Origin of the sequence: Azospira restricta (assembly GCF_016858125.1) — a bacterium.
GTDB lineage: Bacteria > Pseudomonadota > Gammaproteobacteria > Burkholderiales > Rhodocyclaceae > Proximibacter > Proximibacter restrictus.
This window is the reverse complement of the sequence record NZ_CP064781.1, coordinates 2,434,023-2,454,742: the sequence shown is the minus strand read 5'-3', so window position 1 is coordinate 2,454,742 and position 20,720 is coordinate 2,434,023. Positions and strand designations below refer to the sequence as shown.

The 20,720-nt window shown below is 69.5% G+C and carries 15 protein-coding genes and 3 tRNA genes; 10 read left to right on the top strand and 8 right to left on the bottom strand.

Features of this window, described 5'->3' with window-relative positions; all coding sequences use genetic code 11:
- Nucleotides 1–2: 2 nt before the first annotated feature.
- The 6 genes from IWH25_RS12035 to ppx form a co-directional block, all read right to left on the bottom strand.
- The gene (locus tag IWH25_RS12035; RefSeq protein ID WP_203386040.1) at nucleotides 3–791 is read right to left on the bottom strand and encodes an enoyl-CoA hydratase; all 789 of its coding nucleotides are present in this window, start codon (nucleotides 789–791) and stop codon (nucleotides 3–5) included.
- Between the two features lie 17 nt (nucleotides 792–808).
- On the bottom strand, nucleotides 809–1,387 hold the full coding sequence (locus IWH25_RS12030; RefSeq protein ID WP_203386039.1) for an ABC-type transport auxiliary lipoprotein family protein: 579 nt from the start codon (nucleotides 1,385–1,387) through the stop codon (nucleotides 809–811).
- Nucleotides 1,384–2,313, bottom strand: a complete 930-nt coding sequence (locus IWH25_RS12025; RefSeq protein WP_203386038.1) for an MlaD family protein — start codon at nucleotides 2,311–2,313, stop codon at nucleotides 1,384–1,386. The genes IWH25_RS12030 and IWH25_RS12025 overlap by 4 nt, the downstream gene beginning before the upstream one ends.
- Before the next feature lie 2 nt (nucleotides 2,314–2,315).
- On the bottom strand, nucleotides 2,316–3,071 hold the full coding sequence (locus IWH25_RS12020; RefSeq protein ID WP_338022664.1) for an ABC transporter ATP-binding protein: 756 nt from the start codon (nucleotides 3,069–3,071) through the stop codon (nucleotides 2,316–2,318).
- A gap of 14 nt (nucleotides 3,072–3,085) precedes the next feature.
- Nucleotides 3,086–4,204, bottom strand: a complete 1,119-nt coding sequence (locus tag IWH25_RS12015) for an ABC transporter permease (RefSeq protein ID WP_203386036.1) — start codon at nucleotides 4,202–4,204, stop codon at nucleotides 3,086–3,088.
- A gap of 89 nt (nucleotides 4,205–4,293) precedes the next feature.
- On the bottom strand, nucleotides 4,294–5,814 hold the full coding sequence (ppx, locus tag IWH25_RS12010; RefSeq protein WP_203386035.1) for an exopolyphosphatase: 1,521 nt from the start codon (nucleotides 5,812–5,814) through the stop codon (nucleotides 4,294–4,296).
- Between the two features lie 149 nt (nucleotides 5,815–5,963).
- Here ppx and ppk1 point away from each other — a divergent pair, with 149 nt between their 5' ends.
- The gene (gene ppk1, locus IWH25_RS12005) at nucleotides 5,964–8,081 is read left to right on the top strand and encodes a polyphosphate kinase 1 (RefSeq protein ID WP_203386034.1); all 2,118 of its coding nucleotides are present in this window, start codon (nucleotides 5,964–5,966) and stop codon (nucleotides 8,079–8,081) included.
- A 199-nt stretch (nucleotides 8,082–8,280) separates the two neighbouring features.
- Nucleotides 8,281–9,432 carry a cyclopropane fatty acyl phospholipid synthase gene (cfa, locus tag IWH25_RS12000; RefSeq protein WP_238998883.1) on the top strand — a complete coding sequence of 384 codons (1,152 nt, stop codon included), beginning with the start codon at nucleotides 8,281–8,283 and terminating at the stop codon, nucleotides 9,430–9,432.
- 144 nt (nucleotides 9,433–9,576) lie between these two features.
- Here cfa and IWH25_RS11995 read toward each other — a convergent pair whose 3' ends face one another.
- On the bottom strand, nucleotides 9,577–11,778 hold the full coding sequence (locus IWH25_RS11995; RefSeq protein WP_203386032.1) for a RelA/SpoT family protein: 2,202 nt from the start codon (nucleotides 11,776–11,778) through the stop codon (nucleotides 9,577–9,579).
- A 43-nt stretch (nucleotides 11,779–11,821) separates the two neighbouring features.
- Between IWH25_RS11995 and IWH25_RS11990 the strand changes: the two genes are divergently transcribed.
- The 6 genes from IWH25_RS11990 (at nucleotide 11,822) to IWH25_RS11965 (ending at nucleotide 15,089) form a co-directional block, all read left to right on the top strand.
- Nucleotides 11,822–12,727, top strand: a complete 906-nt coding sequence (locus IWH25_RS11990; protein ID WP_203386031.1) for a DMT family transporter — start codon at nucleotides 11,822–11,824, stop codon at nucleotides 12,725–12,727.
- Nucleotides 12,724–13,494, top strand: a complete 771-nt coding sequence (locus IWH25_RS11985) for a M90 family metallopeptidase (protein WP_203386030.1) — start codon at nucleotides 12,724–12,726, stop codon at nucleotides 13,492–13,494. Before IWH25_RS11990 ends, IWH25_RS11985 begins: the two co-directional genes overlap by 4 nt.
- A 62-nt stretch (nucleotides 13,495–13,556) precedes the next feature.
- Entirely contained in the window at nucleotides 13,557–14,684 is a 1,128-nt protein-coding gene (locus IWH25_RS11980) for a response regulator (RefSeq protein WP_203386029.1), read from the top strand.
- Nucleotides 14,685–14,765: 81 nt separating this feature from the next.
- Nucleotides 14,766–14,841, top strand: a tRNA-Ala gene (locus IWH25_RS11975).
- Between the two features lie 48 nt (nucleotides 14,842–14,889).
- Nucleotides 14,890–14,965 (top strand) — tRNA-Glu (locus IWH25_RS11970).
- Nucleotides 14,966–15,012: 47 nt separating this feature from the next.
- A tRNA-Asp gene (locus IWH25_RS11965) sits at nucleotides 15,013–15,089 on the top strand.
- Nucleotides 15,090–15,141: 52 nt separating this feature from the next.
- On the opposite strand, the gene IWH25_RS11960 is transcribed toward IWH25_RS11965, so the two are convergent.
- Nucleotides 15,142–16,047 (bottom strand): alpha/beta fold hydrolase, encoded by a 906-nt coding sequence (locus IWH25_RS11960; RefSeq protein ID WP_203386028.1) that lies wholly within the window; start codon nucleotides 16,045–16,047, stop codon nucleotides 15,142–15,144.
- Nucleotides 16,048–16,310: 263 nt separating this feature from the next.
- Between IWH25_RS11960 and IWH25_RS11955 the strand changes: the two genes are divergently transcribed.
- Together IWH25_RS11955 and IWH25_RS11950 are read left to right on the top strand one after the other, a co-directional pair.
- The gene (locus IWH25_RS11955) at nucleotides 16,311–17,834 is read left to right on the top strand and encodes a ShlB/FhaC/HecB family hemolysin secretion/activation protein (protein WP_203386027.1); all 1,524 of its coding nucleotides are present in this window, start codon (nucleotides 16,311–16,313) and stop codon (nucleotides 17,832–17,834) included.
- A gap of 41 nt (nucleotides 17,835–17,875) precedes the next feature.
- Nucleotides 17,876–20,707, top strand: a complete 2,832-nt coding sequence (locus tag IWH25_RS11950) for a two-partner secretion domain-containing protein (RefSeq protein ID WP_203386026.1) — start codon at nucleotides 17,876–17,878, stop codon at nucleotides 20,705–20,707.
- Nucleotides 20,708–20,720: the final 13 nt, after the last annotated feature.

The window sequence follows — 20,720 nt, the reverse complement described above, 5'->3', positions numbered from 1 at the left end:
TGTCAGTCACCGCGCCATACCGGCGGACGTTTCTCGGTAAAAGCGTCGATGCCCTCGGCGGCGTCGGCCGCCATCATGTTGCAGGCCATCGTCTCGCCGGCCAGCTGGTAGGCCGCCTCGACCCCCATCTCCAGCTGTTCGTAGAAGGCGCGCTTGCCCATCGCGACAGCGAGCGGCGACTTGGCGACGATCGCCGCAGCCAGTGCGGCGACTTCCTCGTTCAGCCGGTCCTCCGGCACGACGCGGTTGACCAGCCCTTCGCGCAGCGCCGTCGGTGCGTCGATCAGGCCGCCGGTGAGCAGCATCTCCAGCGCCGCCTTGCGGCCGACGTTGCGCGACAGGGCAACGCCCGGCGACGTGCAGAACAGGCCGACGTTGATGCCGGACGTGCCGAAGCGGGCAACGTCCGCCGCCACCGCCAGGTCGCAGGCGGCGACCAGCTGGCAGCCGGCGGCGGTGGCGACGCCGTGCACGCGCGCGATCACCGGCTGCGGCAGGCGCTGCAGCGTCGTGCATACCTTCGCCATCGCCTTGAACAGCTGCTGCATGAAGGCCTTCTCCGGATGGGCGCGCATCTCGCGCAGGTCATGACCGGCGCAGAAGGCCTTGCCGGCGCCGGCGACGACGACGACGCGCACCGCCGCATCGCCGGCGATGTCGTCGAGCGCCGCCTGCAGCGCGCCGAGCACTTCCAGCGACAGCGAGTTGAACTGCGCCGGCCGGTTCAGCGTCAGCACCGTCACGCCGTCGGCGCGATCCTCGCGCAGCAGCACCTGTTCCTGTTGCTCCATGGCCTTGTCTCCCCGGGTTAGCCGCGGCAGGCCGCGAGGTCCTGCCCCTGCAGCCATTGCGCGAGCGTTGTCGATAGCCTGTCGGCCGCCGCCGCCAGCGCCGCGGCACCGCCTGCGGCGTCGGCGCTCGCCGCCGGCACCTCGATGCGCAGCGGCTGGCGCGCGCGCAGCGCTCGTCCCTTGCCGAGCAGCAGCGCCTCGCCGCTGACCAGCGCGGAACTGCTGCCCGGCGAGGCAAACGACTGGCTGAAATCGTCGAGCTCGACACGCAGCGTGCACGGCGCGCCGCCCGGCGTCAGCGCCAGCTGCTGGCGCAGGCGCTGCTGCAGCAGCTGCTGCGGCGACGCCGCCCAGCGGGCCTGGGCGAACGCGTGCAGGCGCTGCGGGTCGGCGTAGGCCAGCCGGTAGCTCATCGCCTGCGCATCGAGCCAGGCCGGCAGCCGGATCTCGAGCGCTATGCCGGGCGGCGCGGCGGTGGCGGGCGCAGCCGCGGCCGGGCCGAGGTCGTAGATGGCGATGTCGGCGCGCCCGCGGCCGCTGCCGGCGCACGCGGCGAGGATCAGCAGGCCGGACAGCAGGAAGGCGATTCTTTTCATGGTCGGGTAGTCGCGGGAGGGACGAAACCGGCCTCGCCGGGGCCGGGCGCGGCCGGCGGCGGACCGAAGAGCATGCTCTGCGGCGCATCTTCGAGCATCTGCAGCGTATGCGTCAGCTGGCGCGAGGTCTGCGTCAGCTCGCGGCCGAGTTCCTGCAGGCGGACCGTGGACGCGGCCACGCCTTCGCCGTTGGCCTCGCCGATCATCTGGTCCAGCCTCTCGGTCAGCGCCGCCAGCCGCGGCACCAGCGTCCGCGCATCGGCGATCAGGCCGCGCGCGCCGTCGGCAGCGTCGTCGATCTTGGCGATCGCCGGCCCGAGCCGCTTCAGGCGCGGATCGGCAAGCAGCGCGCGGGCCTCGGCCAGCGTCGCGGCGAGGCCGGCCGTGCTGTTTTCGACATTCGCCAGCGTGCGCCCGATGCGCTCGCGGTTCTCCGGGCTGAGCAGCTCGTTGGCGCTGGTCAGCAGCTGCTGCGCCTGCTTCAGCGTCGCGCCGCCGGACTCGGACAGCTCCTGGATCAGCGACGGCTGCATGGTGATCTTCGGCAACTCACTGCCGCGGGCGAGAGGCTCGGTGTTGTCGCCGGAATCCTCGAGCAGCACGTGGGCGATGCCGGTCAGGCCCTGGTAGCCGAGCTTGGCCGTCGTCCCCTTGGTCACCGGCACGTCCTCCGCGATGCTGATGCGGATCAGGATGTTGCGCGGATCCTTGCGGTCGAGCTGGATCGACTCGACGCGGCCGACGCGGATGCCGCGGTAGCGGACCTGCCCCTGCAGGCTGAGGCCGGAGACGTTCTGGCGGGCGACGACGAGGTAGTCGACCGCCGCCTCGCGCTTGCCGCCGAACCACCACACGGCGGCGACCGCCGCGAACAGCAGGAGCAGCGTGAAGACGCCCGCGGCCAGCGCGTGTGCGCGGTTTTCCATGCTCAGGCGCCCGCCCCCGGCGCAGCCGTATGGCGCAGGCCGGAAAAGAAATTACGGGTGAAGGGATGATCCACCGCCATGACCTCCTCAAGGGTTCCGTGCGCCACCACGCGCCGCTCCGCCAGCGCCGCGACCCGCGTCGCCAGGCCGGCCAGCGTCGCCAGATCATGGGTGACCATGATCACGGTGAAATCGAGTTCGCGCTGCAGCATGCGGATCAATTCTACGAAATTTTCGCTGAGATCCGGGTCGAGCCCGGCCGTCGGCTCGTCGAGCACCAGCAGTTCCGGCTCCAGCGCCAGCGCCCGGGCCAGCGCGACGCGCTTGACCATGCCGCCGGACAGCTCGGCCGGCATCAGGTGCCCCTGCTCGGGCTGCAGCTCGACCATCGCCATCTTCATCCACACCAGGTCGCGGATCAGCGCCTCGTCGAGCCGCCTCAGCTCGCGCAGCGGGAAGGCGATGTTGTCGAACACCGACAGCGCCGAAAAGAGCGCGCCATGCTGGAAGAGCATGCCGAAGCGGCGGCGCACCTCGCGCCGCACATCCGGATCGGGATCGAGGATCGGGTGCCCGAACAGCCGCACCTCTCCAGCGCTCGGCTTGAGCAGGCCGACCACCTCGCGCAGCAGCGTGGTCTTGCCGCTGCCCGAGCCGCCGACCAGGCCGAGCATCTCGCCCCGTTCGACGACGAGGTTGATGTCCTCGTGCACGCTGACGCCCGCGAAGCGCGTGCATACGCCGCGGATGTCGATCACCGGCACGCGCCTCGTCACAGCGGCAACCCCACGTTGCGGGTCATGATCGCGAACACCGCGTCGGCGAGGATGACGACGGTGATCGAGGCGACCACCGAACTGGTCGTCTTGGTCGACAGGCTCTCCGTGTTCGGTTTCACGCGCAGGCCGAAATGGCAGGCGATCAGGCCGATCAGCAGGCCAAAGACGAAGCCCTTGGCGAGGCCGATCCACAGGTTCGGCAGCGGCACCACGCGCGGCAGCGTGTCGATGAAGAAGCCCCACGACAGGTCGAGCTGCAGGTGCGCGGCGAAGAGGCCGCCAAAGATCGCCGCCGCCGAGCACCACACCACCAGCAGCGGCATCGCCAGCGCCAGCGCCAGCACCTTCGGCAGCACCAGGCGCAGCGAGCGGGAGACGCCCATCGTCGCCAGCGCGTCGATCTCCTCGGTGACGCGCATGACGCCGATCTGCGCCGTCATCGCCGAACCGGAGCGGCCGGCGACCAGCACCGCCACCAGCACCGGGCCAAGCTCGCGGATGACGCTCATGCCGATGATGTTCACGATGAACACCTCGGCGCCGAACAGCTTCAGCTGCAGCGACGACAGGTAGGAAACGACGACGCCGATCAGGAAGCCGACCAGCGCCGTCACCGGCAGCGCCAGCGCGCCGGACTTGTAGACGGTCGCCGAGAACTCGCGCAGCGGGATCTCGCGCGGATGCGCGCACAGCCAGAACAGGTCGAGCACGAGCTGGCCGACCATCGCCGTCGCATCGCGCACGTGCCGCCCGGCGCGCAGCGTGATCGCCCCCAGCCAGTGCGTGAAACCGTCGTGGCGCGCCGCCAGTGCGCGCGGACCGGGATGCGGCACCGACGCGGCGCGCTCGAGGACATGGCGGTGCGCCGCCGGCATCGCCGCCGTTGCCGGCCAGCGGCGTCCCCAGCCGCGCCAGATGAGCAGCGCGCCGGCGCTGTCGAGACGCTCGACCGCCTCGAGATCCCAATCGACGCCGGCGGCGGCCAGTTCGGCCAGCTGCTGCTCGAGGCCGTTCAGCGACTCCGCCAGCACCGCCAGCGTCCAGTGGCCGGCAAGTCGGACGACGCGGCGACCGTCGCGCAGCTCGCTCGAGATCGTCGCCGGCGTCAGCATCTCAGGCCTGCCGTCGGAACGCCGCGGGGAGCGGGCGGGTTTCCGCGGGAAGCGGCAAACGGCACGGACGCGCGGGGCATGTCATGCGCCTACTCGTCCGCCCGCTCGCGCGCGAGATTGCGCTGCTTGATGCGCAGCTCGGCGCCGATGCGCGACCAGGCGCGCACCTCGTCGTCGAGCGCGACGGCGGTCAGCGGGTGGGCGCCGAGCCAGTCGTTCTGCAGTTCGAGCACGAACGCCCCGGCCTGCTCGCGGACGCGGAACGGCGGCACCGGCACGCCGTCGCGCGAGCGGTGCAGCAGCACGGCCAGGCGCAGCGCCAGCAGCAGCCGCCAGTTGGCGTCGCCGGCCGGCAGCGCGGTGATCTTCTCCAGCTTGCCGCGGTGGCCGAACACGAGCAGCGCCAGCCGCGCCTGGTCCTTCTTCGAGAAACCGGGCATGTCGGCAAAGGTCAGGATGTAGGCGCCGTGCTTGTGGTAGCCGTTGTGCGCGACCGAGATGCCGATCTCGTGCAGCCTGGCGGCCCAGCCGAGGAACTGCACGTCGGCCTCCTGCTCCGGCGAGGCCGGTGGTCCGGCGAGCTGCACCAGCATCTCCAGCGCGGTGCGCGTCACGCGCTCCGCCTGCCGCGCGTCGACCTGGTAGCGCCGCATGAACTGGCCGACCGTCGCGTCGCGCATGTCGTGGTGATGGAAGCGGCCGAGCAGGTCGTAGAGCACGCCGAGGCGCAGCGCGCCGTCGGAATAGGTCATCCGCTCCAGCCCGAGGGTCTCGAAGACCGCGCTCATGATCGCGATGCCGCCCGGCAGCACCGGGATGCGGTCGGCGCGCAGGCCGGGCAGATTCAGCGCCGGCGCCGAGCCGGCCTTGACCAGCAGCGCCTGCAGGCGCTCCAGCCCCTCCCGCGTCAGCCCGGTGACGCCACCCGGGTTGAGCTCGTTCAGTTCGAGCAGGTCGGCGATCGCGCGCGCCGTTCCCGACGAGCCGACCGCCTCCCGCCAGCCGTACCGGCGGTAATCGTGGGCGATGCTCTCGATCTCGCTGGCGGCCGCCACCACCGCCTCGCGGAAGCGCTTCCTGTCCACCTTGCCGTCGGGGAAGTAGCGCAGCGTGTAGCTGACGCAACCCATGAACAGCGACTCCATCAGCTGCGGCTCGCCGCGGCGGCCGATGATGAACTCGGTCGAACCGCCGCCGATGTCGACCACCAGCCGCTTGTGCTGCGCCGGCGGCAGCGAGTGGATCGCGCCGAGGTAGATCAGGCGCGCTTCCTCGCGGCCGGCGATGATCTCGATCGGGAAGCCGAGCGCCTGCTCGGCCTGCGGCAGGAAGGCGAGCGCGTTCTTGGCGACGCGCAGCGCGTTGGTCGCGACCGCGCGCACGGCCTCCGGCGCGAAGCCGCGCAGGCGTTCGCCGAAGCGCGACAGCGCCTGCAGCGCGCGTTGCTGCGAGGCCTGGTCGAGGTACTTGTCGGCGGTCAGGCCGGAGGCCAGCCGCACCGGCTCCTTGATCGCGTCGAGCGGGTAGATCTGCCCGTCCAGGACCCGCCCGACCTGCAGCCGGAAACTGTTGGATCCCAGATCAACCGCCGCTATCAGTTCGTACCCCACCGGCCCGCCCGCTCTCTCCGTGACAATGCCGGCATTCTAGCATCGGCGGCGCGAAGCCCCGGCCGGAGCGCGATCCCGCGCCGCTGAAATACTGGCGTAATATTCCTGAAACACGATAACGCCTTCCGCCCAGCCGACTACTGCACGCGATGAACACCCGCCCGACCCTGTTGCGCTCGCGCCGGCAGCGCTTCCCCGCCGACAATTACCTGAACCGCGAACTCGGCCTGCTCGCCTTCAACCGCCGCGTGCTGGCGCAGGCGCAGAACGCCGCGACGCCACTGCTCGAGCGCCTGCGTTTCCTGTGCATCGTCAGCAGCAACCTCGACGAGTTCTTCGAGATCCGCGCCGCCGGCATCAAGGAGCAGATCAAGCTCGGCTCGAGCTTCCGCGGCACCGACGGGCGCACCGCCGCCGAGGTCTTCCGGCTGCTCGCCGACGAGGCGCACGCGATCGTCGCCGAGCAGTACGAACTGCTCAACCACGAGATCCTGCCCAAACTCGCCGACGAGGGCGTCCGCTTCCTGCGCCGGGCCAGCTGGAACGAGGCGCAGCGCGAATGGATCTTCGACCACTTCATGCGCGAGGTGATGCCGCTGTTGACGCCCATCGGCCTCGACCCCTCGCACCCCTTCCCGCGCGTGCTCAACAAGAGCCTCAACTTCGCCGTCGAACTGGAAGGCAAGGACGCCTTCGGGCGCAGCTCGAACGCCGCGATCGTGCAGGCACCACGCCTGCTGCCACGCGTCATCCGCCTGCCCGAGGAGCTCGCCGGCTGCCCCTACGGCTTCGTCTTCCTGTCGTCGATCCTGCACGCCTTCGTCGGCCACCTGTTCGCCGGGATGACGGTCAAGGGCTGCTACCAGTTCCGCGTCACCCGCAACTCCGACCTCTTCGTCGACGAGGAGGAGGTCAAGAACCTGCGCGCCAAGATCCAGGGCGAGCTGCCGCAGCGCCACTTCGGCGACGCGGTCCGGCTGGAGGTCGCCGACGACTGCTCGCCGCAGATGCAGCGCTTCCTGCTCGAGCAGTTCGGGCTGGCCGAGGACGACCTGTACAGCGTCTCCGGCCCGGTCAACCTGGTCCGCCTGATGCAGGTGCCGGACAGCGTCGACCGCCCCGACCTCAAGTTTCCCGGGTTCACGCCGGGGGTGCCGGCGGCGCTCGCTAAGAAGCCGACCATCTTCTCGGCGATCCGCGCCGGCGACATCCTGCTGCACCACCCGTACCAGAGCTTCACGCCGGTGATCGAGATGCTCGAGACGGCGGTCACCGACCCCAAGGTGGTGGCGATCAAGATGACCGTCTACCGCACCGGCACCGACTCGGTGCTGATGCGCTCGCTGATCCGCGCCGCGCAGGCAGGCAAGGAGGTCACCGTCGTCGTCGAGCTGATGGCACGCTTCGACGAGGAGGCGAACATCGGCTGGGCGACCAAGCTCGAGGAGGTCGGCGCCCACGTCGTCTACGGCGTCGTCGGCTACAAGACGCACGCCAAGATGCTGATGATCGTCCGCCGCGAGGAAGGCAAGGCCGGCAGCGTGCTGCGCCGCTACGTACACCTCGGCACCGGCAACTACCATCCGCGCACCGCACGCCTCTACACCGATTTCGGCCTGCTCACCTGCAACGAGGAGATCGGCGCCGACGTGAACGAAGTCTTCAAGCAGCTGACCGGACTCGGCCGCGCGCAGACGCTGAAGCACCTGTGGCAGGCGCCGTTCTCGCTGCACGCCAACATCATCGCCGCAATCGACGAGGAAACGCAGGCGGCGCGCGCCGGCAAGCGCGCGCGCATCATCGCCAAGATGAACTCGCTGCTCGAACCGGAGACGATCGACCGCCTTTACGAAGCCTCGCAGGCCGGGGTGAAGATCGACCTGATCGTGCGCGGCGTGTGCACGCTGCGCCCGGGGATCAAGGGATTGTCAGAGAACATCCGCGTCCGCTCGGTGGTCGGCCGCTTCCTCGAGCACCATCGCATCTTCCACTTCCACGCCGGCGGCAAGGAGAAGGTGATCCTCTCCAGCGCCGACTGGATGGACCGCAACTTCTTCCGCCGCATCGAGCTCGGCTTCCCGATCCTCGACAAGAAGCTGAAGCAGCGGGTGATCAACGAGGGGCTGAAGGTCTATCTCGCCGACAACGTCCAGGCCTGGGACATGCGGCCGGACGGCAGCTACCACAAGAAGCGGCGCGGCACGCGCAGCAAGCCGCGCTGCGCGCAGTGCGAACTGATCGAGGCGCTGAAGCCCGGCGCGGCCTGAGCTCCAGGGACACGGCCGCGCCGTTCGCACCTCCGCCGGCAGGCTGGCGAGCCCGCATGGGCGCCCCTCGCCGTCGTCGGCGCAAGATCCGCCCGTAGCCGGACGCATGCGCGACCGATTGCGATCCGCAAAACCGGCGATTATGCTGAAGGCAATCCAAAATCTTCGGCTCGAGGTACGCATGGAGACGGATGCGTGGTTGAGCGGCAGCCTGCCCCCCGGAAGCAGCCGGAGCACGGCGCCGGCCGTGCTCGCCGAACTGGCCGCCGAGGCCGGCGTCGCCTTCAACGGCGACGCCCCCTGGGATATCCAGGTCTACGACGAGCGCCTTTACCGGCGCATCCTCACGCAGGGGTCGCTCGGCTTCGGCGAGGCCTACATGGACGGCCAGTGGGAATGCCTGCGCCTCGACGAGCTGTTCGCCCGCCTGATGCGCATCGACGCCGACGTCCGCATCGGGCGCTGGACGCGCCTGCGCCTGCTCGGCGAAATCCTGCGCCACGGCCTGTTCAACCTGCAGTCGGTGCGCCGCGCCTTCCAGGTCGGCGCGCACCACTACGATATCGGCAACGACGTCTTCCAGGCGATGCTCGACCCGAGCATGAGCTACTCGTGCGCCTACTGGCCGAACGCCGCGACGCTGGCGGAAGCCCAGCGCGCCAAGCTCGACCTCATCTGCCGCAAGCTCGAGCTGCGCGCCGGCGAACACCTGCTCGAGATCGGCTGCGGCTGGGGCGGGCTGGCCCGCCATGCGGCGCAGCACTACAGCGTACGCGTCACGGGCATCACCGTGTCGCGCGAGCAGCAGGCCTTTGCGCGCGAGCGCTGCGCCGGCCTGCCGGTGAGCATCGAACTGATGGACTATCGCGAGCTCTCGGGCAGCTTCGACAAGGCGGTGTCGGTCGGCATGTTCGAACACGTCGGGCCGAAGAACTACGACGACTACTTCGCGGCGGTCCGTCGCGCGCTGAAAGACGACGGCCTGTTCCTGCTGCACACCATCGGCATCTACACGACCTGCAAGCACACCGACGCCTGGATCGACCGCCACATCTTCCCCAACGGCAAGCTGCCTTCGGCGCGGGAGCTCGCCGCGGCGCTGGAGAAGCATTTCCTGATCGAGGACTGGCACAACTTCGGCACCGACTACGACCGCACGTTGATGGCCTGGTGGGAAAATTTCGACCGCGCCTGGCCGACGCTGCAGGCGCGCTACGACGAGCGCTTCTACCGCATGTGGCGCTACTACCTGATGTGTTGCGCCGGCTTCTTCCGCTCGCGCCAGGGGCTGCTGTGGCAGGTGGTGCTCAGCAAGCGGCAGCGCGCGGAGGCCTACCGCTCGGTGCGCTGATCACGCCCATCCCAGGAGGACTCGTTCGCGAAGCGTTTGAGGCTTCGCTCAGGCGCACCCCGAGAGTACTTCTTCGCGATGTGCAAGGCACATCGCTCAGGCGCACCCCGAGAGTACTTCTTCGCGATGTGCAAGGCACATCGCTCAGGCGCGCCGGACGCCGACGACGCCTTCGACCTCGTGCACCTGGCCGAGCGTGCGGTTCAGCTGCTGCAGGTTCTGCACCTCGACGGTGAAGCCCATGTGCGCCTTGCCCTGCTTCGACTGCGTATTGACTGCGATAACGTTGATCTTCTCGCGGGCGAACACGTCGGAGACGTCGCGCAGCAGGCCCTGACGGTCGTGCGCGTCGACCACGATGTCGACCGGGAAAGTGCCCTCCGGCGCGCCGCCCCAGTCGGTCTCGATCACCCGTTCCGGATGCAGCGCGGCGAGGTTGGCGAAGTTCGGGCAGTCGGCGCGGTGGATCGAGACGCCCTTGCCGCGCGTGACGAAACCGTGGATCTCGTCCGGCGGCGCCGGCTTGCAGCAGCGCGCGAGCTGCGTCAGCAGCTTGTCGACGCCAACGATCAGGATGCCGCGGTCGACCTCGGGCGCCTTGCGGCGGCGCGGCTCGGGCGCCGTCCGTTCCTCGGCCGGCATCTCGCTGCCGCGCACCGCGACCTGGAACTGGCGCATCCCCAACTCGTTGCGGCCGGCGGCGATGTACAGGTCGTCGGCCTTGGGAAAGCCGAGCTTCTCGGCGAGCTCGTCGATGTTCACGCCGCCCTGGCCCAGCCGCTGCAGTTCCTTGGTGACGATCGTCCGCCCTTCGGCCAGCGTTTCCTCGAGCGCCAGGTTGGAGAACCAGGCGCGCACCTTGGAGCGCGCGCGGTGGGTGATCAGGTAGCCGAGCGAGGGATTCAGCCAGTCGCGCGACGGCCCGCCCTCCTTCGCCGACACGATCTCCACCCGCTGTCCGGTTTCCAGCGCCGTGTTGAGCGGCACCAGCGCGCCGTCAACCTTGGCGCCGCGGCAGCGGTGGCCGAGGTCGGTATGCACGCGGTAGGCGAAATCGATCGGCGTCGCGCCGCGCGGCAGGTCGACGACGCGCCCCTGCGGCGTCATCACGTAGATCGTCTCGTCGAGCGCCGCCTGCTTGTAGTGGCTGACCCAGTCCGAGGAGTCGGCGACCTCGTCCTTCCAGGTCAGCAGCTGCCTCAGCCAGGCGATCTTCTCGTCGTAGTTGTCCTCGCTCTTGCGGGCGCCTTCCTTGTAGCGCCAATGCGCGGCGACGCCCAGTTCGGCGTGCTTGTGCATGTCCCAGGTGCGGATCTGCACCTCCAGGCTGCGCCCGTCCGGGCAGCGCACCGCGGTATGCAGCGAGCGGTAGTTGTTGCCCTTGGGGTTGGAGATGTAGTCGTCGAACTCCTTCGGGATCGGCGTCCACATGTTGTGCACGATGCCGAGCGCGGTGTAGCAGTCCTTGACGTCGTCCACGATCACGCGCAGCGCGCGCACGTCATAGACCTCGGAGAACTCGACGCCCTTCTTGCGCATCTTGTTCCAGATGCTGTAGATGTGCTTCGGCCGCCCATACACCTCGGCGTGGTGGATGCCGACCGCCGCCAGCTCGGCGCGCAGCCGCGCGATCGCATCGGCGATGAACTGCTCGCGCTCGATACGCTTCTCGTCGAGCTGCTTGGCGATCTTCTTGTACAGATCGGGATGCATGAAGCGGAAGGAGAGGTCCTCCAGCTCCCACTTCAGTTCCCAGACGCCGAGGCGGTTGGCCAGCGGCGAGTAGAGTTCGAGCGTCTCGCGTGCGACCTCGACGCGCAGGTCGTCCTCGGTCGTCGCGTAGTAGCGCAGCGTCTGCGTGCGCGAGGCGAGCCTGAGCAGCACGACGCGGATGTCCTCGACCATCGCCAGCAGCATCTTGCGCAGCACCTCGACCTGCGCCTTCATCTCCTGCGGGCTGGCCGCGGCATCGGCGACGAAGTCGCGGGTGATCGGGCGCAGCCGGTTCAGCCGCGAGATGCCGCCGACCAGGTGGGAGGCGGCGGCGCCGAAGCGCGTCTCGATCTTGTTGAGCCCGTGCTCGTCGTAGGTAGGCACCGCGAAGAGCAGCGCCGCCAGCCGCGAGGCGGCGTCGAGCTTCAGCCCGACCAGGATCAGCGCCATGCCGAGCGCATGCGACCAGACGCCCTCGCCGCTGCCGAGGGCATGCTCGCCGTAGACCTCGCGGGCGAATGCCGCGGCGTCGTGGATCAGCGCGGACTCCTCGGCCGTCAGGCCTTCGCAGAGGGTGAGCAGGGATTGTTCGAGGTCGCTCTGGGCGGCGACCGAATGGACGACGGAAACCATGCCGCAATTATACAATGCCGCCTTCCCCTCCGATCCCGGCCCCATGTCCGCCCGCCTGACCCATCCCTACCTGCTGCTGACGCTGACCACGCTGTTCTGGTCCGGCAACATGGTCCTCGGCCGCGCCATCCGCGGCGACGTGCCGCCGCTGACGCTGGCCTTCTGGCGCTGGGCGATCGCGCTGCTGCTGGTGCTGCCGCTGGCGCTGCCGCACCTGCGCGGGCAGTGGCCGCTCTTGAGGAAGGGCTGGAAGCCGGTGCTGGTCCTCGGCGTGCTCGGCGTCGGCGGCTACAACACGCTGGCCTACGTCGCGCTGCAATACACCGCGGCGACCAACGCGGTGCTGCTCAACTCCTTCATCCCGATCGCCACCATCGCGCTCTCCTGGCTGTTCCTGAAGAAGCGCCTGCAGCGCATCGAAGGCCTCGGCGTCGTCCTCTCCTTCGTCGGCGTCGCCACCATCGTGCTGCGCGGCGATCCGGGCACGCTCGGCGCGCTCGCCCTCAACGTCGGCGACCTGTGGATGCTCGGCGCGGTGCTGGTCTGGGCGATCTACACGATCGGCCTGCAGTGGCGCCCGGCCGGCGTGCACCCGATGCTGATGCTGGCCGCCTTCACCACCGTCGGCGTCGCCGTGCTGGCGCCGGCCTACGCCTGGGAGCTGGCGCAGGAGCGGCACATCAACCTGCACTGGGGCTCGTTCGCCGCGCTGCTCTACGTCGGCATCTTCCCCAGCTTCCTCGGCTACGTCTTCTACAACCGCGCGGTCGGCGAGGTCGGCGCCAGCAAGGCCAGCCTGTTCATCCACCTGATGCCGGTGTTCGGCACGATCCTCTCGGCGATCTTCCTCGCCGAGGTGCCGCTCTGGTACCACTACGCAGGCATCGCGATGATCTTCGCCGGCATCTGGCTGACCACGGCGCTGCCGGCGAAGGCGGGGCGCCGATGATCGGCCGCTTCGTCTCGCGCCTGTTCGGCAAGCGGCCGCCGGCCGAGATCCCCGACGCGCCGTGGCAGGAAACGCTGGCGCGACTGCCCTTCCTCGGCTGGCTGAGCGCGGACGAACGCCGGCGCCTGCGCGACCTGGTCGCCCGCTTCCTCGACGAGAAGGAATTCACCACCGCCGGCGGCCTCGCGCTCGACGACCGCATGCGCCTGTCGATCGCCGTCCAGGGCTGCCTGCCGATCCTCAACCTCGGCCTCGACTGGTATGCCGGCTGGGTCGGCATCGTCGTCTACCCGGCCGAGTTCGTCATCCCGCGCAGCGTCGTCGACGACGACGGCGTCGTGCACGAGTACGACGAAGTGGCCTCCGGCGAGGCCTGGGGCGGCGGCCCGCTGCTGATCTCGTGGGAGGACGTCGAGATGGCCGGCGAAGGCTACAACGTCGTCATCCACGAGTTCGCGCACAAGCTCGACATGCTGAACGGCGAGGCCGACGGCATGCCGCCGCTGCCGCCCGGCATGTCGCGCCGCGCCTGGGAAGAGACGCTGCTCGACGCCTACGACGACTTCTGCGACCGCGTCGACGCCGCCGAAGCGGCCGGCAACGAGACGGAGATCGACCCCTACGCCGCGGAAAGCCCGGGCGAGTTCTTCGCCGTGATCGCCGAGTGCTTCTTCGAGAGTCCGTCGCTGCTGCGCGGGCAATACCCGGCGCTGTATGCGCAGATGGCGAGTTTCTTCCGCCTCGACCCGCTCGCGCCGGAGCGCTGACCCCCTTGTCAAAGCGCAGCCGGGTTCATGCATAATGGATGAAAACCCGGGAGGAGGCTGCGATGGCGGAAGGACAGAAAATCCTGGTCGTCGACGACGACGAACTGATGCGGACGATGGTCATCGAGAGCATCGGCGACACTTACCGGATCACTGACGTCGGCAGCGGCGAGGCTTGCCTGGACGCAGCCGCCGGCGACCGCCCCGAGGTGATCCTGCTCGACGTCGAGATGCCGGGCATGGACGGCTACGAAACCTGCCGCCGGCTGAAGGCCGACTTCGACCTCGCCGCCATTCCCGTCATCTTCGTTTCCGCGCACGACGAGATCGAGGCGCGGCTGCGCGGCTACGAAGCGGGCGCCGACGACTACATCGTCAAGCCGCTCGACTTCCGCGAACTGCAGGCCAAGATCTTCGGCCTGCTGAACCGCCTCAGCGAACGCGCGCAGCTCCGGGAAATGGCCAGCTACGCCAGCCAGACGGCGATGACCGCGATGAGCAGCATGAGCGAGGTCGGCTCGCTGCTGCAGACGCTGCAGGCCTTCAACAGCTGCACCAGCTACCAGGAGCTGACGGAGAAGACGATCGCCGGCATCGCCGCCTACGGCCTCGAAGGCGCGGTGCAGGTGCGCACCCCGGAAGGTCCGCTGACGCGGGCCTCGCGCGGCGACGCCACGCCGCTGGAAGCCTCGGTGATCGGCCACATGTCGGGAATGGAACGCATCGTGCAGTACCGCAACCGCCTGTCGATCACCTACCCGAACGTCTCGCTGCTGATCAGCAACATGCCGCTCGAGGACGCCGACCGCTGCGGCCGCCTGCGCGACCACCTGGCGGTCCTCGCCGAAAGCGCCGACGTGCGCGCGGCGACGCTGATCGCCGAGGCGCGCACACACCGGCGCGGCGAGCGCATCGCCGCCGCCGTGCAGCGCATCACGCGCACGCTCAACGACATCGACCACGAGCAGCGGCATACGCGCGTCGCCACCGGCATGGCGGTGCAGGACTTCACCACGCGGCTGGAGCGCGCCTACGTCGGCCTCTCGCTCACCGAAGCGCAGGAGGAGTTCATCGCCGGCGTCTGCAGCGAAGGCATCGCAAAAATTCTCGACGCGCAGATGGCGGAAAGCAGCCAGCAGGACAAGATGACGGCGATCATCCACGAGCTGGAAGGAATGCTGGCGCTGTAGTCGACGCGCACACCGCGACCGATGCGAAACGGGCTTTACAAGCCCGAAACTACTCCCTATAATGCGCGCTTCTTTCGGGCCGGGGGTATAGCTCAGCTGGGAGAGCGCTTGCATGGCATGCAAGAGGTCAGCGGTTCGATCCCGCTTACCTCCACCAGCAAACCGAAAGAAAAAAGGCCGGCAACATCGACCTGAGCAGCACCGGGTCCCCATCGTCTAGAGGCCTAGGACACCGCCCTTTCACGGCGATAACCGGGGTTCGAATCCCCGTGGGGACGCCAGCCATACCGGCGGTTGCACACGCAGCCGCCCAGCAGCGCACCGACGCGGAGTGGTAGTTCAGTCGGTTAGAATACCGGCCTGTCACGCCGGGGGTCGCGGGTTCGAGTCCCGTCCACTCCGCCACACGACAAAACGCCCAGCAGCCGCTGGGCGTTTTTCTTTTTGCACTGCCCGCTCAGGCTTCCAGCAGAAACCCCTTCACCACCGCAATCTGCGCGTCGTCGAGGAACATCGGCGCGTGGCCGACGTCGGCGATTTCCGCGAGCTGCGCCCGCGGTCCGCGCTGCCCCATCGCCGCGTGCGTGTCGGCGGTGAGCAGGTCGGACTGCGCGCCGCGCACCGCCAGCGTCGGGCAGCGGATCGCGTCATACACCGGCCACAGGTCGACGTCCTGGTGCAGCAGGTAGGCCTGGCGGAAGGGCTCACCGATCGCCGGGTCGTAGACCATTCCCCATTTGCCGTCGTCGCCCCGGCGCACGCTGCTCTCGGTGAGCTGCCGCCACTGCGCATCGCTCAGGGCGCCGAAGGGCGCGCTGACCAGCCGGATGTACTGCTCGGCGTCGGCGAAGCTGTCGAAGCGTGGCGCCTTGCCGACGTAGTCGCCGATGCGGCGCAGCGATTCGGACGTGATCACCGGCCCGACATCGTTCAGCACCAGCCGGCTGACCGGCGAATCCGGCTGGCTCGCGATGATCATGCCGATCAGCCCGCCCATCGAGGTGCCGACCCAATGCACCTCCTCGACGTCGAGCCGCGCCAGCAGCACCATCATGTCCGCGACGTACTGCGGGAAGCCGTAGCCGGCGGGATCCTTCAGCCAGCCGCTGCGGCCGCGGCCGACCACGTCCGGGCAGACGACGCGGTAGTCGCGGGCGAGCGCGCCGGCGAGCCGGTCGAAGTCGCGACAATTCCTCGTCAGCCCGTGCACGCAGACGAGGACGCGCGGATTGTCGCGCTCGCCCCACTCCGTGTAGGCCATCCGGTGCAGGCCCGCGGCCGATGCACAGCGCACGTCGCACTCGGCGAAGGCAGCCGAGGCAGGGCCGGAAAACCAGCGGGACAATGCCGAAAGAATGCTCATGGGGTGCTCGCTTCGATGATCGTCCGCGGAGTCTAGCATCCGTCTTCTGCGCTACGCGGCGAACGGTCGCAGGTCGTGCCGTCGCCCCCTCTCCCAGTTTCTGGAGCGCCGCCGGCCGATTCCAGCCGGCGGGAAGAAACGGCGCCGGCGACCAGTCGCATGTCATTGATTTTATTGCCACAGCCCTGTGGCACTGCAATTGCTAGGCCGGATCATGCCCGCCGCATGCCGCATGGGAGGGGGCAAGCGAAGAAGACCACGACATGAACAAGAAATCTCGGCACCTGCTTCCGGCGCTTCTGCTGCTGGGAGCGACGCTTCCGGCAAGCGCAAACACGTTTCCGATCGCGCGCTTCGTCGTCGAAGGCAATACGCTGGTCGACGCCGCCAGCCTCGCGCCACCGCTCGAGCCGCTGCTCGGCGAGCGGCGCACGCTCGACGACCTGCTCGAAGCGCGCAGGCGGATCGAGCAAGCCTATCGCGACGCCGGCTACGGTCTCGTCGCCGTCGGCCTGCCGCGCAGCATCGATGCCGACGGCACGGTGCGGCTGCAGGTGCGGGAGCTGTCGTTGGGGGCGGTCGCGGTCGTGCCCGACGCCGCCGACCGCGAGCGCTACCGCCGTGCGCTGCCCAGCCTGCGTGAAGGCGAGAGCCCCAACCTGCTCCGCCTCGCGCGCGAACTCGCTCTGGCCAACGAGAACCCCAGCCACGCCGTCGCCGTCGATTTCGCGAAGCAGGACGACGCGATCGTCGCCGAGGTGCGCGTCGAGGAAAGCTCGCCGCTGAAGCTGTCGCTGACGCTGGACAACACGGGAACGCCCGAGACCGGGCGCGCGCGGGCCGGCATCGTCGTCCACCACGCCAACGTCTTCGGCCGCGACCATCAGGCGACGCTGGCCTACACCACGTCGCCGGCGAAGGCCGAGCAGGTCGCCATCGCCGCCCTCTTCTACCGCATTCCGCTGCCGGCGCTCGGCGACAGCCTGCTGCTCTCGGCCAACTACTCGGACGTCGACTCCGGGCGCGTCGCCGACCTGTTCAATATTTCCGGCCAGGGCTACGGTGCCGGCGCCCATTACATCCACAACCTGGAGCGCAGCGCCGACCGGCGGACGAGCGTCGATATCGGGATCGACCGGCGCGTCTATCGCGACATCGTCGATTTCTCCGGCACCGACATCGGCACCCGCGTCGCGACGCGGCCGCTGTCGCTGCAGCTCGCCAGTTCCGGCCGCCACGGCAGGCAAAGCTACGCGGCCAGCCTCGCCGCCGCGCGCAACCTCCCCGGCGGCAGCAGGAACGACGACGCGGCCTACGCCGCCGCGCGCGCTGGCGCCACGGCTGACTGGAGCACGCTGCGCGCCTCGCTGCAGTGGTCGTACACCTTCACCGGCAACAGCCAGCTCTCGCTGCGCGGGGAAACGCAGTACGCACGGACACCGCTGATTTCCGGCGAGCAGTTCGGCCTCGGCGGCAGCCGCTCGGTGCGCGGCCTGAAGGAGCGCGAGGTCGCCGGCGACCGCGGCTGGCTGGCCTCGGCGGAATGGTTGAGCCCGGCGCTGTGGGAACACCACCGCCTGGCGCTGTTCGCCGACGCCGGCCAGGTCAGGCGCCTGCAGACGCCGGCGACGCCGGACGAACGCGCCGCCAGCGTCGGCATCGGCTGGCGCATCGCCGGCTGGAAGGGCTTTTACCTCAATCTCGACTTCGCCCGCGTCGTCGACGGCGCCGGCAATGCGGAAAAAGGCGAGCACCGCGGCCACCTCGCCGCGGTGTGGTCCATGTAGGCATCGCAAGCTCAGAACGATCGACCGAAAGGGAGAAAAACATGAAGCGCGCACCCCGTTCCCCATCCCCCCGTCCGGCGTTCCGCCGGGCACTGATCCCGCTGCTCGTCGCCGCGCTGCCGGCGACGGTCGTCGCCGCACCGCCGGCAAATACGCTGCCCGCCGGTGCGACGGTGGTCAACGGCAGCGTGACGATGACCAATCCGGCGGCCAACCAGCTGCAGGTCACCAACACGCCGGGCGCCATCATCAACTGGAACAGCTTCTCGATCGGCGCCGCCGCGCTCGTCAATTTCCAGCAGCAGAACGCGGCCAGCGCCGTCCTCAACCGCGTCACCGGCGCCGGCGGCTCCGAGATCTACGGGCAGCTCACGTCGAACGGCCGCGTCTTCCTGATCAACACCAACGGCATCCTCTTCGGCGCCGGTTCGCGCGTCGACGTCAGCGGCCTGATCGCCTCGACGCGCGACCTCTCCAACGCCAACTTCCTCGCCGGCAACTACCTGTTCGAAGGCGGCGGCAGCGGCAACATCACGCTCGAGAACAATGCCCAGATCCGCACCTCGAGCGCCGGCGGCGGCCAGGTCTGGCTGTTCGCCAACCGCATCGACACGCAGGCCGGCAGCAGCATCCAGACGCCGCAGGGACAGACCGTGCTCGCCGCCGGCGACCGCGTGACGGTGGGCGACAACGGCTCCGGCTACATGAGCTTCTCCGTCGACGCGCGCGCCGGGCAGTCGATCGAGCACCTCGGCGACATCGCCGCCGAGCGCGGCGCCGTCGGCCTCTTCGCCGACAGCGTGATCGTCGGCGGCAAGGTGGACGTGTCGATGTTCGGCACCGCGCACGACGGCTACGGCCCGGCCGGGATGATCCACATCGCCGCCGGCAGCGACGTGACGCTGCGCGACGGCGCACGGCTGGACGCCTCCGGCGGCACGAACGGCAGCGGCGGCCGCATCAACATCGAGGCCGGCAATAAGGTCGCCATCGCGCGCGGCGCCGACGTCTCGGCCGACGGCGGCAGCTACGGCACCGCCGGCGGCCGCATCGACATCGGCGGCAACGAGGTGCTGATCGAGCCGGGCGCCGGCGGCATCGCCAGCGTCCACGCCGCCGGCCGGCAGGCGAGCGCCGACGGCGTCGTGAACATCGTCCGCCGCGCGGCCGTGGCCAGTGCGATCAGCAGCTATCTGCCGGTATCGACCAGCGGCGGTATCGACTACTACCCCTCGGTCGCCTTCCTCGACGACGGCGGCTTCATCGCCGTCTGGATGGAACAGAACGCGCCCGCCGGCACGATCTGGAACGTCGACTACTCGACCATCTACGCCCGCCGCTTCAACGCCGCCGGCCAGCCGGTGGGCCTGCCCTTCCAGGTATCCGCGGTCAGCAACTACCAGTACGACCCGAAGGTGATCGGCCTCGACGGCGGCGGCTTCTTCGTCGTCTGGGCCTACAAGGAGGCCCGCCCGGCGGCCGGCACGCTCGGCTGGGAGCCGCACCTCGGCAAGCTCTGGGGGCGTGCCTTCGACGCCAGCGGCGCGCCGCTCGGCAGCGAGTTCCGGATCAGCAACGACTACGGCGAAAGCGACGCGGCACGCATCGTCCAGCTCGCCGGCGGCAACTTCATCGTCACCTGGAACAACGAGACCTCGAACTACCCGCAGCCCTACGTCGTCGGCCGGCGCGGGCAACTGTTCGGCGCCACCGGAACGCCGCTCGGCGGCGCCTTCAACCTGCAGCCGGGCGCCACCGCGGCCGGCACCATGAACCCGTCGCTGTCGTACATCGTTCCGGTCAGCGGCGGCGGCTTCGCCGAGGTGTACCAGCGCAACCTCGTCGACAGCTACGGCTGGCCGCTCTCATCGAAGGTCTTCGTGCAGCGCTACGGCAACGATGGCACGCCGGTCGGCCCCGAGATCGCGCTCGGCACCAGCCACGGCAAGTTCTTCCTGGAGAGCGCGACGACGCTGGCCGGCGGCGATTTCGTCATCGCCCTGCGCACGCAGGACCCGACGACCTCCGCCTACAAGCTCTACTACGGCATCTACGGCGCCGACGGTAGCGCCCGCCGCGTCGACCAGTCGCTCGACATCGCCGGCAACAACTCCTACAGCCGGCTGACGGCGCTTGCCGACGGCGGCTTCGCCGCGCTGTGGAAGCACGCGGACACCGCCGGCGGCAGCAATACCGACACCTTCACCCGCCGCTTCGCCGCCGACGGCACGCCGCTCGAGGCGGCGCGCGCACTGACCGGCGTGCCGCAAGTGACCGGCATCGACCAGACGGCGATCACCGCCGGCGCCGACGGCCGCTACCTGACGGCCTGGAGCGAGAACGCGCAGGTCGCCGGCGGCTACACCGCCTACGAGATCCGCGCCGGGCTGGTCACGCCGGGAACGACGCCGACTGCCGGCGCGGCGCCGATCGACGGCCTGTTGGCCGCCGCCAGCTACGCCACGCGGCCGGGCCTGGCCAATGGCGTGCTCGATGCACCGGCGCCGCCGGTGGTCGAAACTCCGCCTCCCGTCGCGGAGACCCCGCCGCCGGTGGTGGTCGCTCCGCCGCCCCCGCCGGTCATCGTGCCGCCGGCCGCGCCGCCGGTCGATCCGGGCCAGCGCCGACCAAACGAAGTCACCGAATCGCGGCACAACGAGGTGCGCATCGTGACGCCGACCGGCCAATCGGACTTCATCTACCCCGGCCAGTCGCGCATCTTCAGCGAAAGCATGGAGGTACGCCCGGTGGTCGACGCCCAGGGCAAGGTCACCCGCTACGAGGTGGAGAGCCGCTCCCGGCCGGGCGACGAGCGGAAGGAGGCGGCGCCGGCGAAAAGCGGCGACGACGACGAGCGGAACGGCCGCCGGTAAGCGGCTGGCCAGC

What these genes read in the sequence shown, in the direction of transcription:
- IWH25_RS12035 (WP_203386040.1), bottom strand. Translation starts at nt 791, where the DNA reads ATGGAGCAACAGGAACAGGTGCTGCTGCGCGAGGATCGCGCCGACGGC.
- IWH25_RS12030 (WP_203386039.1), bottom strand. Translation starts at nt 1,387, where the DNA reads ATGAAAAGAATCGCCTTCCTGCTGTCCGGCCTGCTGATCCTCGCCGCG.
- IWH25_RS12025 (WP_203386038.1), bottom strand. Translation starts at nt 2,313, where the DNA reads ATGGAAAACCGCGCACACGCGCTGGCCGCGGGCGTCTTCACGCTGCTC.
- IWH25_RS12015 (WP_203386036.1), bottom strand. Translation starts at nt 4,204, where the DNA reads ATGCTGACGCCGGCGACGATCTCGAGCGAGCTGCGCGACGGTCGCCGC.
- ppk1 (WP_203386034.1), top strand. Translation starts at nt 5,964, where the DNA reads ATGAACACCCGCCCGACCCTGTTGCGCTCGCGCCGGCAGCGCTTCCCC.
- IWH25_RS11995 (WP_203386032.1), bottom strand. Translation starts at nt 11,778, where the DNA reads ATGGTTTCCGTCGTCCATTCGGTCGCCGCCCAGAGCGACCTCGAACAA.
- IWH25_RS11990 (WP_203386031.1), top strand. Translation starts at nt 11,822, where the DNA reads ATGTCCGCCCGCCTGACCCATCCCTACCTGCTGCTGACGCTGACCACG.
- IWH25_RS11985 (WP_203386030.1), top strand. Translation starts at nt 12,724, where the DNA reads ATGATCGGCCGCTTCGTCTCGCGCCTGTTCGGCAAGCGGCCGCCGGCC.
- IWH25_RS11980 (WP_203386029.1), top strand. Translation starts at nt 13,557, where the DNA reads ATGGCGGAAGGACAGAAAATCCTGGTCGTCGACGACGACGAACTGATG.
- IWH25_RS11960 (WP_203386028.1), bottom strand. Translation starts at nt 16,047, where the DNA reads ATGAGCATTCTTTCGGCATTGTCCCGCTGGTTTTCCGGCCCTGCCTCG.
- IWH25_RS11955 (WP_203386027.1), top strand. Translation starts at nt 16,311, where the DNA reads ATGAACAAGAAATCTCGGCACCTGCTTCCGGCGCTTCTGCTGCTGGGA.
- IWH25_RS11950 (WP_203386026.1), top strand. Translation starts at nt 17,876, where the DNA reads ATGAAGCGCGCACCCCGTTCCCCATCCCCCCGTCCGGCGTTCCGCCGG.